The 16018-nt window shown below is 68.9% G+C and carries 13 protein-coding genes; 10 read left to right on the top strand and 3 right to left on the bottom strand.

What is annotated here, in order from left to right:
• Nucleotides 1–5 precede the first annotated feature (5 nt).
• From GXW71_RS07595 to GXW71_RS07630, 8 genes are all read left to right on the top strand, one after another.
• The gene (locus GXW71_RS07595; RefSeq protein WP_211851818.1) at nt 6–3305 is read left to right on the top strand and encodes an efflux RND transporter permease subunit; all 3300 of its coding nucleotides are present in this window, start codon (nt 6–8) and stop codon (nt 3303–3305) included.
• 114 nt (nt 3306–3419) lie between these two features.
• Nucleotides 3420–4277, top strand: a complete 858-nt coding sequence (locus GXW71_RS07600; protein ID WP_211851819.1) for an alpha/beta fold hydrolase — start codon at nt 3420–3422, stop codon at nt 4275–4277.
• Nucleotides 4278–4358: 81 nt separating this feature from the next.
• Entirely contained in the window at nt 4359–4886 is a 528-nt protein-coding gene (locus GXW71_RS07605; RefSeq protein ID WP_211851820.1) for a DUF1993 domain-containing protein, read from the top strand.
• 5 nt (nt 4887–4891) lie between these two features.
• The gene (locus GXW71_RS07610; protein ID WP_211851944.1) at nt 4892–5245 is read left to right on the top strand and encodes an ArsC family reductase; all 354 of its coding nucleotides are present in this window, start codon (nt 4892–4894) and stop codon (nt 5243–5245) included.
• A 189-nt stretch (nt 5246–5434) separates the two neighbouring features.
• Entirely contained in the window at nt 5435–5809 is a 375-nt protein-coding gene (locus GXW71_RS07615; RefSeq protein ID WP_211851821.1) for a YciI family protein, read from the top strand.
• On the top strand, nt 5806–7080 hold the full coding sequence (locus GXW71_RS07620; protein WP_211851822.1) for an RNA polymerase sigma factor: 1275 nt from the start codon (nt 5806–5808) through the stop codon (nt 7078–7080). The genes GXW71_RS07615 and GXW71_RS07620 overlap by 4 nt, the downstream gene beginning before the upstream one ends.
• A 49-nt stretch (nt 7081–7129) precedes the next feature.
• On the top strand, nt 7130–8689 hold the full coding sequence (locus GXW71_RS07625) for an ABC transporter substrate-binding protein (RefSeq protein ID WP_211851823.1): 1560 nt from the start codon (nt 7130–7132) through the stop codon (nt 8687–8689).
• Nucleotides 8690–8835: 146 nt separating this feature from the next.
• Complete coding sequence (locus GXW71_RS07630) at nt 8836–10122, top strand: ArgE/DapE family deacylase (RefSeq protein WP_211851824.1); 1287 nt, start codon at nt 8836–8838, stop codon at nt 10120–10122.
• Nucleotides 10123–10164: 42 nt separating this feature from the next.
• Here the strand turns inward: GXW71_RS07630 and GXW71_RS07635 are convergent, their stop codons facing one another.
• The 3 genes from GXW71_RS07635 to GXW71_RS07645 all read right to left on the bottom strand — a co-directional run bounded on the left by GXW71_RS07635 (nt 10165) and on the right by GXW71_RS07645 (nt 12958).
• Nucleotides 10165–11406 carry a TCR/Tet family MFS transporter gene (locus tag GXW71_RS07635; protein WP_211851825.1) on the bottom strand — a complete coding sequence of 414 codons (1242 nt, stop codon included), beginning with the start codon at nt 11404–11406 and terminating at the stop codon, nt 10165–10167.
• Nucleotides 11407–11521: 115 nt separating this feature from the next.
• Nucleotides 11522–12487, bottom strand: coding sequence for a glycosyltransferase (locus GXW71_RS07640; RefSeq protein ID WP_211851826.1), 966 nt, complete (start codon nt 12485–12487; stop codon nt 11522–11524).
• A gap of 45 nt (nt 12488–12532) precedes the next feature.
• On the bottom strand, nt 12533–12958 hold the full coding sequence (locus tag GXW71_RS07645) for a GtrA family protein (protein WP_246526378.1): 426 nt from the start codon (nt 12956–12958) through the stop codon (nt 12533–12535).
• A gap of 141 nt (nt 12959–13099) precedes the next feature.
• Between GXW71_RS07645 and GXW71_RS07650 the strand changes: the two genes are divergently transcribed.
• Together GXW71_RS07650 and rutA are read left to right on the top strand one after the other, a co-directional pair.
• Entirely contained in the window at nt 13100–14689 is a 1590-nt protein-coding gene (locus tag GXW71_RS07650) for an ABC transporter substrate-binding protein (protein ID WP_211851828.1), read from the top strand.
• Nucleotides 14690–14936: 247 nt separating this feature from the next.
• Nucleotides 14937–16013, top strand: a complete 1077-nt coding sequence (rutA, locus tag GXW71_RS07655; RefSeq protein WP_211851829.1) for a pyrimidine utilization protein A — start codon at nt 14937–14939, stop codon at nt 16011–16013.
• Nucleotides 16014–16018: the final 5 nt, after the last annotated feature.

Here is a 16018-nt window from a genome sequence, read left to right on the forward strand (position 1 = left end):
CAGCCATGATCGAACGCATCATCGAAGCATCCATCCGCCGCCGCTGGCTGGTGGTCTTCCTCACCCTCGCAGCCGCCGCCTTCGGCGCCTGGGGCCTGCAGCGCCTGCCGATCGACGCGGTGCCCGACATCACCAACGTCCAGGTGCAGGTCAACACGGTGGCGCCGGCGCTGTCGCCGGAGCAGATCGAGAAGCAGGTCACCTTCCCGGTGGAGACTGCGCTCGCCGGCATTCCGGGCCTTGAATCCACCCGGTCGATGTCGCGCAACGGCTTCTCCCAGGTCACCGCCGTCTTCCGCGACGGGACGGATATCTACTTTGCCCGCCAGCAGGTGGCGGAGCGGCTGCGGGATGCGGAGGAAAGCCTGCCGCCCGGCGCCGAGCCGCGCATGGGGCCGGTCAGCACCGGCCTCGGCGAGGTCTTCATGTGGACCGTGGAGTATGCCCCAGAGGGCGACCCCGCGCGCCCCGCAGCGCGGGACGGCCAGGCCGGCTGGCAGTCCGACGGCAGCTACCTGACCCCGGAAGGCGCGCGCCTGACCGACACGGCCCAGCGGCTCGCCTACCTGCGTACGGTGCAGGACTGGGTGGTGCGTCCGCAGATCCGCAACGTGCCCGGCGTCGCCGGCGTCGACGGCATCGGCGGCTATGTGAAGCAATATCAGATCCGCCCCGACCCGCAGCGGCTGCTCGGCTTCGGCTTCACCTTCCGTGATCTGACGGAGGCGCTGGAGCGCAACAATGCCAGCATCGGCGCCGGGTACCTCGACCGCAACGGGGAAGGCTATGTCGTGCGCTCCGAGGCCCGGATCACCTCGTTCGAGCAGATCCGCGACGTCGTGATCGCGACACGGGAGGGCGTGCCGATCCGGATCCGCGATGTCGCGACCGTGGTGCAGGGCCAGGAGATGCGGGTCGGCAGCGCCAGCCGCAATGGCGAGGAAGTTGTGGTCGGCACCGCACTGATGCTGATCGGTGGCAACAGCCGGACCGTCGCGGCCGCGGTGGATGCGAAGATGCGCGACATCCAGCGCGCGCTGCCGCCCGGGATCATGGCGCGCACCGTGCTCGACCGGACGGTGCTCGTCGATGCGACCATCCAGACCGTCGGCAAGAACCTGGCCGAAGGCGCGCTGCTGGTCATCGCTGTGCTCTTCCTGATGCTCGGCAATATCCGCACCGCCCTGATCACCGCCGCGGTCATCCCGATCACCATGCTGCTGACCACGACCGGCATGCTGGAGGCCGGGCTGAGCGCCAATCTGATGAGCCTCGGCGCGCTGGATTTCGGCCTGATCGTAGACGGCGCCGTCATCATCGCGGAGAACAGCCTCCGCCACGTGGCCGAGCAGCAGCAGCACCTCGGACGAACGCTGACGAAGCGCGAGCGCCTGCGGACCGTCACGAACTCCGCGGTGGAGATGGTCCGCCCCTCGGTCTTCGGCCAGGCCATCATCATCCTGGTCTATGTGCCGATGCTCTCCTTCACCGGCATCGAGGAGAAGATGTTCGCGCCGATGGCGCTGACGGTCATGATCGCGCTCGCCGGCGCCTTCGTCATGTCGCTCACCTTCGTGCCGGCAGCGATTGCCATCGCCATTACCGGCCGGGTGAAGGAGGAGGAGAACTGGCTGGTCCGCGGCATCAAGCGCAGCTATGCGCCGGCATTGCGGCGCTCGGCCCGGATGCCGATGCCTTTCATCCTGGGTGCGGCGCTGCTCTTCGGCCTGTCCCTCGCGCTCTTCACCCGCCTCGGCCAGGAATTCATCCCAACCCTCGATGAGCGCAACCTGGCGATGCATGCGTTGCGGATTCCGAGCACCTCGCTCAGCCAGTCGCAGGCCATGCAGACGCAGGTCGAGCGGGTGGTCTCGCGCTTCCCGGAGGTCGCCTATGTCTTCTCCAAGACAGGCACGGCAGAGGTTGCGACCGATCCGATGCCGCCCAATGTCTCCGATACCTTCATCATGCTGCGCCCGAGAGCGGCCTGGCCGGATCCCTCGATGACGACGGAGGCGCTGGTGCGGCGTATCGGCGAGGCCGTGAACCGCGTTCCCGGCCATGCCTATGAGTTCACCCAGCCCATTCAGATGCGTTTCAACGAGCTGATCGCGGGCGTGCGCAGCGATCTCGCGGTCAAGGTGTTCGGGGACGAGTTCGAGCCGATGCTGGCCGCGGCCAACCGCATCGCGGCGATCCTGCGCGGCATCGAGGGTGCCGCCGATGTCCGGGTGGAGCAGGCGAGCGGGCTGCCCTTCCTCGATATCCGGATCGATCGGGAGGCGGCGGCTCGCCGCGGCCTAGCGATCGCCGATGTGCAGGAGGTGGTGGCGATCGCAATCGGTGGCCGCGCCGCCGGGCTGGTCTTTGAAGGCGATCGCCGCTTCCAGATGGTGGTGCGGCTGCCGGATGCGGTGCGCGGCGATCTGGAGGCGTTGCGCAACCTGCCGGTGCCGCTGCGCGGCACGGCCACCCCCGGCGGCGGCACGCGGTCGGTGCCGTTGCGCGATGTCGCCAGCTTCGCCTTTACCGAGGGGCCGAACCAGGTGAGCCGCGAGAATGGCAAGCGGCGGGTGGTGGTCCAGGCCAATGCCCGTGGCCGCGACATCGGTTCCCTGGTCGCGGAGGTGCAGGCCCGCGTCGCCGCGGAGGTCCAGCTTCCGACCGGATACTGGATCGAATGGGGCGGCCAGTTCGAGAACCTGGCGGCGGCACGGCAGCGGCTGATGATCGTGGTCCCGGTGGTCTTCGCGGCGATCCTTGCGCTGCTCTATGGCGCGCTCGGCTCGCTGCGCGACGCGGTGCTGGTCTATAGCGGCGTGCCGCTGGCGCTGTCGGGCGGCATCCTCGCGCTCTGGCTGCGGGGCATGCCCTTCTCGGTAACCGCGGCGGTCGGCTTCATCGCACTTTCGGGCGTCGCGGTGCTGAATGGGCTGGTGATGGTGACGCGCATCCGCCAGTTGATGGCGGAGGGCATGGCGCAGCGGGAGGCGATCCTGGAAGGCGCGATGACCCGGCTGCGGCCGGTGGTGATGACGGCACTCGTCGCCTCGCTCGGCTTCGTGCCCATGGCGATCGCGACCGGCACCGGCGCCGAGGTGCAGAAGCCGCTGGCGACGGTGGTGATCGGCGGGCTGATCAGCGCCACGGTGCTGACCCTGCTGGTGCTGCCTGCGCTCTATGCGCGCTTCGGAAGCCGGACGGTGCTGCCGCCCGGCGATGACGGCGAGACCCCGGACGAGGCGCCCGCGCCGCCGGCCGGGCGCAGCGAGGCGCCGGCGCGCAGCCCGGCCCTTGCAAAGTGACGGGGATCAGCTGCAATCCGGATGATGGTTCCAAGGGCTCGGCGGTGGCTTGATCCCGGCAGCGGCCGGTGCTCTCGTGCCCGCACCGGGGAAACGCTGGAACGGAGCCGATCAATGGTCGCCTTGCGCAAGGTCGAAACCAGGCCGGGCTTCGTCTTCGATGTCTCGGTGGCTGGCGATCCGGCCGCACCGCTGGTGCTGATGCTGCACGGCTTCGGCGTCTCCCGCCACCTCTGGGATGCGCAGGTGGAGGCGTTGGGGCAGGCGGGCTATTTCGCCGCGGCGCCGAACCAGCGCGGCTATTCCGCCGGCGCCCGGCCCGATCCCGCCGATCTGGAGCAGTACCGCATCGGACACATGATCCAGGACGCGATGGACCTGGTCGAAGCGCTCGGCCATGGCGGGCGGCGTTTCCACCTGGTCGGCCATGACTGGGGCGGCAGCCTCTCCTGGGAGATCGCGGATCGCACGCCGGAGCGCCTGGCCACGCTCAGCATGATGTCGCGCCCGCATCCCGCCGCCTTCACGCGCGCCATGCGCGATGACCCCGAGCAGCCGCACCGCTCCCGCCACCACAAGGGATTCTTGGAGCCCGATGCGGTGCCGAAGCTGCTGGCCGACGACGCGCAATGGCTGCGCACGCGGCATGCCCTGAACGGGGTGCCGCCGGCGGCGGTCGAGAAGCATCTCTCGGTGATCGGCAACACGGAAGCGATGGAGGCGGCGCTCGCCTGGTATCGTGCACGCGGCCCTGGGCATCGCCCGACAGGGCCGGTGACGGTGCCGACGCTCTTCGTCTGGGGCGACAAGGACGACACGGTCGGCCGCATGGCCGCGGAAGGGACGGGCGACTTCGTCGCGGCGCCCTACAGCTTCGTGGAACTGCCGGGCGTCGGCCACTACGCCCCCGACCAGATGCCGGAGCGGGTCAGCGCCTTGCTGCTGGAACACATTGCCAAATATCCGGCCTGAGCCGCTTCGACAGTCTCCCAGATCGGGTCCATAACCGGGTCAACCGCGACCGTTGGCGTCGCCCAGCACCCAGAGGTTCCCATGACCTTTTCCCTGTACCAGGCCTCCGTCCCGGCCTTCCTCCGCATGTTCGGCAATCTCTCGAAAATCCTGGAGAAGGCGGAAGCCTATGCGGAGGCCCGCAAGATCGATCCGGCGGCGCTGCTGCAGGCGCGGCTGGCGCCGGACATGTTCGCGCTGCCGCGGCAGGTCCAGATCGCATCGGACACCGCCAAGGGTGCCGTCGCGCGGCTGGCCGGGATCGAGATCCCCCGCTACGCCGATACCGAGGCGAGCTTCGCCGAGCTCCGGGAGCGCATCGCCAAGACCGTCGCCTTCATCGAAAGCGTCCCGGCGGAGCAGGTGGATGCCGGCGCCGGGCGGACCGTCACGCTGAAGCTCGCGGGGAAGGAGGTGCAGTTCACCGGCCCGTCCTACCTGTTCCACTTCGCGCTGCCGAATTTCCATTTCCACGTCGCCGCGGTCTATCTGATCCTGCGCCATAACGGGCTCGATGTCGGGAAGATGGATTTCCTCGGGCGGGACCTGCCGCCGGGAGCGACGGCGTGATGGGGATGGTGGCGGTCACGATCTACGGGATCAAGAACTGCGACACGATGAAGAAGGCGCGTGCCTGGCTCGAGGGGCACGGCGTCACCTATGCTTTCCACGACTACAAGGCTCAGGGGATCGCGCGCGACCAACTCGCGACCTGGGCGAAGGCGGTCGGCTGGCAGGTACTGCTCAACCGCGCCGGCACGACGTTCCGCAAGCTGCCGGACGAGGATCAGGACGGGCTGACGGAGGCGAAGGCGATCACGCTCATGCTCGCCCAGCCCTCGATGATCAAGCGGCCGGTGCTGGATATCGGCGGCCGGCTGCTCGTCGGCTTCAAGCCGGAGCTGTACACGGCGGCCTTCAAGGGCTGATCGCCCTCCCACACCATGCGCGCTTCGGATCTGGCCGAACCGGCCCTAAATCATCACGCCTTGGCGCCGAGGCCGCTGAGAGCATTGGCCTGATCGCCATACCGGCAGCGTCGCGCCAATTTTTTTCGCGGCCGCCGTCGGCAACGGGCATCCTCCCGCGTCCTGGGACAGAGGGACGAGGGACCCGCAATGCTCTACGCCATCCTTTGCTACAACGACGAGGACGTCGTCGGCGCCTGGACGAAGGAGGAGGACGAGGCCGTGATGGCCCGCCTCCACGTCGTCCAGAAGCGCCTGGCCATCGAGGGCCGGCTCGGCCCGGTGGCCCGGCTGCTGCCGACGACCGCGGCGACCACGCTCCGCAAGGGAGGCGAGGAGCCGCTGGTCATTGACGGCCCCTTCGCCGAGACCAAGGAACAGCTTCTCGGCTTTTACATGATCGAATGCCCGTCGCTCGAAGCAGCACTCGATGTCGCGCGGGAGCTCGCCGAAGCCAATCCCGGCATGGGGTCCTATGAGATCCGGCCGGTCGCGCTGTTCTTTCCGAAGGGCGTGCCGTCATGAGCGACGCCGCCTGGCTCGGCCCGACGCTCGCCGCGGCGCGGCCCCAGGCGGTCGCGGCCCTGCTGCGTTATTTCCGGGATCTGGACATTGCCGAGGAGGCCTTCCAGGAGGCGAGCCTGCGCGCGCTTCGCGATTGGCCGCGCAATGGGCCGCCACGGGATGCCGTGGCCTGGCTGATCTTCGTCGGGCGCAATGTCGGGATCGACGCGACCCGCAGGCGCCGCCGTGACGTGCCGCTGCCGGACGAGGAGGAGGCGCTCTCCGATCTGGAGGACGCCGAGGCCGACATGGCCGATCGCCTCGACGGGTCGCATTACCGGGACGACGTGCTGCGGCTGCTCTTCGTCTGCTGCCATCCGCGGCTGCCTGCGACCCAGCAGATCGCACTCGCGCTCCGCGTGGTCTCCGGCCTCTCGGTTCCGCGCATCGCACGCGCTTTCCTGGTTGGCGATGCGGCGATGGAGCAGCGCATCACCCGCGCCAAGGCGCGCGTCGCGGAGGCTGGGGTTCCCTTCGGCCCGCCCGGTGCGGTGGAGCGGGCGGAGCGGCTCGGCGCCGTCGCCGCGATGCTCTACCTGGTCTTCAACGAGGGTTATTCGGTCACCGCCGAGACCGTCGCGGCGCGCGCGCTGCTGAGCGAGGAGGCGATCCGCCTGGCGCGGCTGCTGCTGCGTCTCTTCCCCGCCGAGCCCGAGATCATGGGGCTGCTGGCCCTGATGCTGCTGCAGCAGGCGCGCAGCGCCGCACGCTTCGACGCCGCCGGCGAGCCGATCCTGCTGGAGGAGCAGGATCGACGCCTCTGGAACCCTGCGCTGATCGCCGAGGGGCTGGCGCTGATCGAAAAGGCGATGCGCCATGCGCAGCCCGGCGCCTATCAGGTTCAGGCCGCGATCGCGGCGCTGCACGCGCGGGCGGCGACCGCGGCCGAGACCGACTGGGCGCAGATCGACCTGCTCTATGCGATGCTGGAGCGGCTGCAGCCTTCGCCGATCGTGACGCTGAACCGCGCGGTCGCGGTCGCCAAGCTGCGCGGTCCTGCGGCGGCGCTCACGATGATCGAGCCGCTGGCGCAGCGCCTCTCCGCCTATTTCTATTTTCACGGCGCGCGTGGCGCCTTCCTGCTGCAGCTCGGCCACCATGCCGAAGCGCGCGCCGCCTTCGGTCAGGCAATCGCGCTGGCGCGCAGCTCCGCCGAGGCCGCGCATATCCGGCGCCAGCTCGATCGCCTGATGGCAGATTGCGCGGAGGGGGAGACGCGCGGCGCGGGTTGACCTTCGCCGCGAAGGCAAGGAGGCTCCGGTCCTTGCCAGGAGGATCCCGATGCGTCGTCTGCTGCTTGCCTGCGCCTTTTTTGCATTGCCGGGCATCGCAGAGGCGCAACGGACCCTGACCATCGCCGCGCAATCGGCGCCGACCGCGATGGATCCGCATTTCCACCGTGCCAACAGCAACAACGCCATCCTGCGCCATGTCTTCGACGGGCTGGTCGATTTCGACACCAGCGGGCGCATCGTGCCGCGCCTCGCGGAATCCTGGCGTGCGATCGACGACACCACCTGGGAATTCCGGCTGCGGGAGGGCGTGCGCTTCCATGACGGCACACCGCTGGCGCCGGAGGATATCGCCTTCTCCTTCGAGCGCTTGCCGAATGTCCCGAACAGCCCGGGGTCCTTCGCGTCCACCGTGCGCACGGTGACCGGTGTCACCGTGGTCGATCCCCGCACCATCCGCATCACGACGCGGGAGCCGACGCCGCTGCTGGATGCGGAGCTGACGGCGGTGCTGATCCTGTCCCGTCGCCTGCACGACAACGCGTCGACCGCGGATTTCAACAGCGGCCGTGCGATGATCGGCACCGGCGCCTATCGCTTCGTGGCCTATGAGCAAGGCAACCGCTTCGAGGCAGCGCGCAATCCCGATTTCTGGGGCGGGCCGCAGCCCTGGGAGCAGGTGCGGATGCGCTTCGTGCCGAACCCCGCATCCCGCGTCGCGGCGCTGCTGGCGGGCGACGTGGACCTGATCGACAGCGTGCCGACCCAGGATGTCACGCGCCTCGCCGCCGATCCCAGGCTGGCGATCTTCACCGCCGACAGCAACGGCACCGCCTATCTCTTCCCCGATGCGGTGCGCGACCAGGCGCCCTACGTCACCGACCGCCAGGGCCGCCCGCTGGAGCGCAACCCGCTGCGCGACCGGCGGGTGCGGCAGGCGCTGTCGCTGTCGATGAACCGCCAGGCGATCGTCGATCGCGTGCTGGAAGGGCAGGGGACGCCCGCGGAGCAATTCGCGCCACCCGTCGCACTCGGCCGCGCCACCGACATGCGACCCATCGCCATGGATGCCGGCCGGGCGCGGCAGTTGCTGGCCGAGGCCGGCTATCCCGAAGGCTTCCGCCTGACGATCCATGGCCCGACCGGCTGGTTCCCGGGCGACGTCGCGGTGCTGCAGGCGATCGCGCAGAGCTTCACCCGCATCGGCGTCGAGACCCGGGTGGAGACGTTGCCGACCGCCAATTTCTTCAGCCGTGCGACCAACCGCGACTTCGCGCTGTTCATGACCACCTATGCCTCGAACCTCGCGGCGGTGACGCTGCAGCAGGTGGTGGCGACGCGGAGCCCGGCGGCCGGCCTCGGCCCCTTCAACCGCCAGCACTATACCAACCCCGCGGTGGACGGGCCGCTGATCGAGGCGCTGCGCACCATGGACACGCCGCGCCGCAACGCGCTGGTCGCGCAATCCATGCACGCCGCGATCGAGGACGGGGCGGTGATCCCGCTCTTCTACCTGAAGGTCAATTGGGCGGGTCTGCGCGCGCGCGTGCGCTACGACGCCTCGCCCTCCTGGTACACCAACGCCCTTTTCGCCACTCCTGCGGACTAGTCAGATGCCCTCAAACGCCGGGCGCGGGCCATCCGGCCCGCTTGGCTTCGCCGGACTACCGGCGGGCCGCATTCGCGGCCTCGGACCGGTCAAGCGACCGGCCCGTCAGCACATCCCCGTTTCATCTGTCCAGGAAGGTTAGCCCGATGCCCGATGCCGCCCTGCTCGCCCGTCTCTCCACCGCGGTCGACGCGAACTTCGAAAAACACGTCGCCTTCCTCCAGGACCTCGTGCGTTTCCCCTCGCTCCGCGGGCAGGAAGCGCCGCTGCAGGACTGGATGGCGCGCGAATTCGCTGGCCGCGGCTATGCGGTGGACCGCTATACCCTCGCCGATGTGCCGCTTCCCGCGCATGAGAAGGGCGCGCCGATGGTCGATGTCGACCCGGCCGGTTCAGTGCAGGTCGTCGCCACCCATCGCGCGCCGAACCCGACCGGCCGCAGCCTGATCCTGCAGGGCCATATCGACGTGGTGCCGGAAGGGCCGGCCGACATGTGGACCTATCCGCCCTATGCCGCGACGATCCGTGACGGCTGGCTCTATGGGCGCGGCGCCAACGACATGAAGGCCGGCGTCTCCTCCATGGTCTTCGCGATGGACGCGTTGCGCAGTGCCGGCCTCGCGCCGGCCGCCGACGTCTACCTGCAGACCGTCACCGAGGAGGAGAGCACCGGCAATGGCGCGCTTTCCACCCTGCTGCGCGGCTACCGCGCCGAGGCCTGCCTGATCCCGGAGCCGACCGGGCACACCCTGACCCGCGCCCATACCGGCACCATCTGGTTCCGCCTGCGCGTGCGCGGCGTGCCGGTGCATGTCGCGGTGGCGCAGAGCGGCTCCAACGCCATCATGTCCGCCTATGTGTTGATCAACGCGCTGATCGAGCACACCAAGGCGGTGAACCGGGACGCGGCGTCCGACCCGCTCTATGCGGCGATCAAGGATCCGATCAAGTTCAACCCCGGCATCATCCGCGGCGGCGATTGGGCCAGCAGCACGCCATCCTGGTGCGAGGTCGATTGCCGCATCGGCCTGTTGCCCTCGACCTCGGTCGCCGATGCGATGGCGGGTGTGGAGCGCACGGTGAAGGCGGCGGCAGGGGCCGACAATTTCCTCGCCAACAACCCGCCCGAGATCGTCTGGCACGGCTTCCAGGCCGATGGTTTCGTGCTGGAGGAAGGGACGGAGGCGGAGGCGGTGCTGCGTGCCGCCCACCAGACCGTGCATGGCGCGCCGATGGGGGAGCGCCGCAGCACGGCGGTGAACGACACCCGCTACTATGGCCGCTACTTCGCGACCCCGGCGCTTTGCTACGGCCCGAAGGGGGAGGGCAATCACGGCTTCGACGAACGCACCTCGATCGAGGATCTGCGCCGCTGCACCCTGACGATCGCGAGCTTCATCGCCGATTGGTGCGGCGTGGTGGAGCGCGGCTGAATCGCGAGATCCCGGGAGGATACTTCCCTCCCGGGGCGATTCTCAGCCGGAGGCATCCTCGTCGCGCTCCGCCCGGCGCGCGGTGACCCAGCCGGCCAGGGCAGCGGCCAGCAGGACGCCGGCGGCGATGAACAGCGCCGCCCCGGGATGCGGGAAGATCGCGGCATCACCGACCGAGATGGAATAGATCCAGCCGAAGAACAGCGGCGACGCCACGCCCGCGACGGACGCCACGCTCATGTTGGCGCCCTGGAGCTGGCCCTGCTCGCTCGACGAGACGCGGCGTGTCATGAGCGATTGCAGGGTCGGCATGGCGAGGCCCCAGAGAGCGTTGGGGAGCATCGCGAGCGTGAACATCAGCCCATCGACGGCAGCACCCATCAGGGCGATGCCGAGCGCGCCGGCGAAGAGGCCGAAGATCATCACGCCCCGGTCACCGAAGCGCTTCACAGCCGGCCCGACCACGACGCCCTGGACGATCATGTCGAGGGTGCCGACCAGGGCCAGCAGGATGCCGACCTGCCACGGCCCCCAGCCGAAGCGGTAGCCGGCATAGAGCACGAAGACGGCCGAGAACACGTGGTGGGCGAAGTGGAGCAGGAAGTTGACAGCGGCAAGACCCGTGAGCTCCTGGTGCCGGCGCAGCAGGGCCATAGCGCCGAAGGGATTGGCGCGGTGCCAGCGGAACGCCATCCGGTGCTCTGGCGCGAGCGATTCCGGCAGGATCAGCCAGCCATAGAGGAAGGCGATGCCGCTCATCGCCGCCGCCGCCCAGAAAGGCGCGCGCGGATCGATCGTCCCGACCAGGCCGCCGATGACGGGCCCCAGCACGAAGCCACCGGAGAAGGCCGCTCCGATCAGGCCGTAGCCCCGCGCCCGCTGCTCCGGCGGGGTGATGTCGGCCATATAGGCATAGACGACGGTGAAGCTGGCGGAGGTCAGGCCGCCCAGGATGCGTCCGACCGCGAGCCACCAGAGGTTCGGCGCCACCGCCATCAGCACCCAGTCGACGGCAAGGCCCGCGGTCGAGAGCAGGATGACGGGCCGGCGCCCGTAGCGGTCCGACAACGACCCGATCACCGGCGACGCGACGAACTGCATCAGCGCCCAGATCGCCACGAAGATGCCGTTCCACCAGCCCGCATCCGCGTTGGATCCGACGAAGCCTTCGATCAGGGCCGGCAGCACGGGGATGATGATCCCCATGGCCAGGATGTCGAGCGCGGCGGTCACGACGATGAAGGCGATGGCCGCCTTGCGATGGGACGGGGAGAGGGAGGACATGCGTCGCGGCGGCTGCAGGGAGGCGCAGCCTTAGACGAAGGAGGGCACCGCCGGAACCGGCCCGCCCCGGCCGCCACCGCAACGTGAAGCGGCGCCCCGATCAAGGGCGCGGATCTCAATCCGGACCGGGCAGTGCCAGATAGGCGATGCGCTTGGCTTCGCGCCGCCCGCGCGTCACGGTGTCCAGCACCAGGCCGCAGACCAGCGACAGGAAGCCCGCCAGCACCAGCACCGCGGAAAGCACCGCGGTCGGCAGGCGCGGCACCAGGCCGGTGCGCAGATATTCATCGAGCACCGGCAGGAACAGGATGATGCCGAGGGCACCGAGCAGCACCGCCGTGATGCCGAAGAAGGCGAAGGGTCGTTCCCGCTGCACGAGGAAGACGATGGTGCGCAGGATGCGCCAGCCGTCGCGGAAGGTGCTCAGCTTCGAGACGGAGCCTGGCGGCCGGTCACGATAGGCGGTCTTCAACTCACCGACCGGCAGGCGCAGCTCCAGCGCATGGACGGTGAATTCCGTCTCCGTCTCGAAGCCATGCGCCAGGGCGGGGAAACTCTTCACGAAGCGGCGCGAGAAGGCGCGGTAGCCGGAGAGCATGTCGGTGATGCGGTCGCCGAAGATCAGCCGCACCATGCCAGTGAGCATCAGGTTGCCGAGGCGATGCCCGGGGCGATAGGCGGCCTCGATCTCGGTGACGCGGATGCCGGTCACCATGTCCAGCCGCTCCTCCCGCAGCAGCCGCACCATCGCGGGGGCGGCGGCGGCGTCATAGGTGTCGTCGCCGTCGACCAGGACGTAGATATCGGCTTCGATGTCGGCGAACATCCGGCGGACGACATTGCCCTTGCCCTGCAGGCTTTCGCCGCGGACCACGGCGCCGGCGGCAGCGGCGGCATCCCGCGTGCCGTCCCTGGAGTTGTTGTCATAGACATAGATGGTCGCGTCCGGCAGCGCCGCGCGGAAGCCGGCGACGACGCGGGGGATCGCCACCGCCTCGTTGTAGCAGGGGATCAGCACCGCCACGCGCGGTGCTGTGCCGTGCGGGGGCGCGGGGCTGGCTGCGGCATCCTTGTGGGGCATCGGCGTTCCTCTACCGGCCAGGGAAGCCCGAGGACGATGGCAGCATCAAGACGCCGGTTCCGCGTCGGGCCGGAAGACCAGGCGGCGGGAGAGCAGGAAGTTGCTGGTCATGCCCGCGAGTGCGCCGGCGAAGACGCCGATGACCGGATGCGCCGCCACCAGCGGCACGAAAGCGACCAGCACCGCATAGGTACCGTAATTCAGCGCGAAGCCCAGCAGGTTGAGCACCAGGAAGGCCAGCCACTGCCGATGCGCCGGCGCGGCACCGCGCCGGTGGCGGAAGGTCCAGACCCGGTTCAGCAGGAAAGTCGTGGTCGCGGCGGCCAGGTAGCTCGGCACCCGGCCGAGATAGGGCCCGGCGCCGAGCGCCAGCGCCGCATAGAGCACCACTGTATCCACCGCGAAGCCGGCCAGGCCGACCACGCCGAAGCGCAGGAATTCCGGGGCCAAGCGGACCAGGGTCGCAATCATCGGGCCGTGCATAGCGTGATTCGATGCCGTTTGATACGCGCCTGGCCATCGCCCTTGCGCGGCGCCGGGGCGATGGCGATGCTGGGGGGCGGACGCCGGGAACAGGGCCCGGTGCCGGCTGGTGACGGGAGACGATATCCAATGCAGCGTCGCGACCTTCTGGCCGGGGCGGCCGCCACCGCCTTTGCCACCGGCCTGCCACGGCCTGGCCTGACGCAGGGCGCCCCGCGGGTGCTGAAGTTCATCCCCCAGGCCGACCTGGCGGTGGTCGATCCGATCGTCACCACCGCCTATGTCACGCGCCACCACGGCTATCTGGTCTGGGACACGCTCTACGGCTTCGACGAGGACTACAAGGCGCAGCCGCAGATGGTGGAGGGGCACACCGTCGAGGATGGCGGCAAGCGGGTCACCCTGAAGCTGCGGAGCGGCCTGCGCTTCCATGACAATGAGCCGGTGCGGGCGCGGGATGCGGTTGCCTCCATCAAGCGCTGGGCGGCCCGTGATGCGCTCGGCCAGGTCATGACCTCGCAGCTCGACGAGCTGTCGGCGCCGGATGACAGTACCATCCTGTTCCGCTTCAAGCGGCCCTTCCCGATGCTGTTCGAGGCGCTGGGCAAACCCTCCACGCCGGTCTGCTTCATCATGCCGGAGCGCATCGCGAACACCGATCCGGCGCGGCCAATCACCGAGGTTATCGGCAGCGGTCCGTTCCGCTTCGTCGCCAATGAACGGGTGCCTGGCGCCCGCGTGGTCTATCAGCGCTTCGAAGGTTATGTACCGCGTCCCGAGGGCAACCCCTCCTGGACCGCCGGCCCGAAGCGGGTCCATGTCGATCGTGTCGAATGGCAGGTGACGCCGGATGCGGCCACCGCTTCCGCCGCGTTGCAGAATGGTGAGGTGGATTGGTGGGAGCAGCCGACCGGCGACCTGCAGCCGGTGCTCCGCCGCAATCGCAACATCGTGCTGGAGATCCCGGACCCGACCGGCCTGATGGCGATCGGGCGCTTCAACCATTTGCATGCGCCCTTCGACAAGCCGGGCGTGCGGCGCGCGCTGCTCGGTGCGGTCAATCAGGCCGACTACATGACCGCGGTGATCGGCACCGACCGCAGCCTCTGGCGGGAGGAGATCGGCATCTTCCCGCCCGACACGCCGATGGCCAATGACGCGGGGATGGAGGTGCTGACCAGCCCGCGCGACATGGACAAGGTGAAGCGCGATCTCGCCGCCGGCGGCTACAACGGCGAACGGGTGGTGCTGATCGCTGCCTCCGACTTCCCGAGCCTGAATGCGCTGGCCCAGGTCGGCAACGACATGCTGACCCGCGCCGGGGTGAATGTGGAGCTGATCTCGACCGACTGGGGCACGGTCGTGCAGCGCCGCGCCAGCCGGGAGCCGCCGGCCCGCGGCGGGTGGAGCATGTTCTTCACCTTCTGGTCCGGGCTCGACATGTTCAACCCGGGCGTCCACCAGTCGCTGCGCGGCCATGGCCAGCAGGCCTGGTTCGGCTGGCCGAGCATCCCGCGGCTCGAGGAGCTGCGGAATGCCTGGTTCGAGGCGCCGGACCTCGCGGCGCAGCAGGCGATCGCCCGCCAGATCCAGGAAACCGCCTTGCAGGAAGTGCCGTATTTGCCGCTTGGCCAGTATTTCCAGGCGACCGCCTATCGCCGCGGCATCACCGGCGTCTTGAAGGGCCTACCCCTGTTCTGGAATGTCCAGAAGGCCTGACTCAAAGAGCGGCTGGTTGCTTTGACCGGCCGCAGGCCGCCACTGGTTTCTGCGGAGCGAGCGAAGCGGTGCTCCGGGGCCGCGAACGCGGCCCCGCGCGCGACCGACAGCCGCCGCCAGCGCGCCCTGACAGCGCGGAAGCCAAGCGCGCGGATGCGCGCGCCGGCGCCTGAGGCCTCACAATGACTCTGGCATGCGCATTGCTTCTTTCCGGTTCGCGGCAACCGTGTGCTGGAGGGGTCAACCGATGGATATCGGCGTCTTCATTCCCATCAACAACAATGGCTGGATCATCTCGGCGACCTCGCCGCAATACATGCCGAGCTTCGAGCTGAACAAGCAGGTGGTGCAGAAGGCGGAGGGCTATGGCTTCGACTTTGCCCTTTCGATGATCAAGCTGCACGGCTTCGGGGGCGAGACCGAATTCTGGGATCACGGGCTGGAGAGCTTCACCCTGATGGCCGGGCTCGCTTCGGTCACCAGCCGCATCCGTCTCTATGCCTCGACCGCTGTGCTGACCATTCCGCCGGCCATCGTGGCTCGGATGGCGAGCACGATCGACAGCATCTCCGGCGGCCGCTTCGGCGTGAACATCGTCTCCGGCTGGCACAAGATCGAATACAGCCAGATGGGGCTCTGGCCGGGCGATGCGCATTTTGGGAAGCGCTACGACTACAGCACCGAATATGTGCGCATCATGCGCGAGCTCTGGGAGAGCGGGCATTCCGACTTCAAGGGCGAGTATTTCCAGATGGATGCCTGCAAGCTCAGCCCGCGCCCCAGCCGGCCGATCAAGCTGGTCTCCGCGGGGCAGAGCGATCGCGGCATGGAATTCGCCGCGCAGTATTGCGACTTCAACTTCGCGCTGGGCGAAGGCGTGAACGAACCGACGCGCGCCGCCGCGGTGCCGGCGCGCATGCTGGCGCATGCGGAGAAGACCGGCCGCGATGTCGGCAGCTACATGCTCTACATGGTGATCGCCGATGACACCGATGCGGCGGCGATGGCGAAATGGGACCTCTACAACCAGGGTGCCGACAAGCAGGCGCTGGCGCATCTGCTGGGCAAGGCGGCCGAGGACCCGGCCATCGACCAGACCTCGATGGCGGCATCCTTCCTGCGCTCGGCTTCGCCGATCAATTTCAACATGGGCACGATCGTCGGATCCTACGCCAATGTCGCGCGCATGCTGGACGAGGCGGCGGCGATGCCGGGGGTGAAAGGCATCATGCTGACCTTCGATGACTTCATCACCGGCATGGATGTCTTCGGCCGACGCATCCAGCCGCTGATGGAATGCCGCCGGCACGTCATGGCGGCATAGGGCGG

Source organism: Plastoroseomonas hellenica, from assembly GCF_018129085.1.
In the GTDB taxonomy this organism is placed as follows: Bacteria; Pseudomonadota; Alphaproteobacteria; order Acetobacterales; family Acetobacteraceae; genus Plastoroseomonas; species Plastoroseomonas hellenica.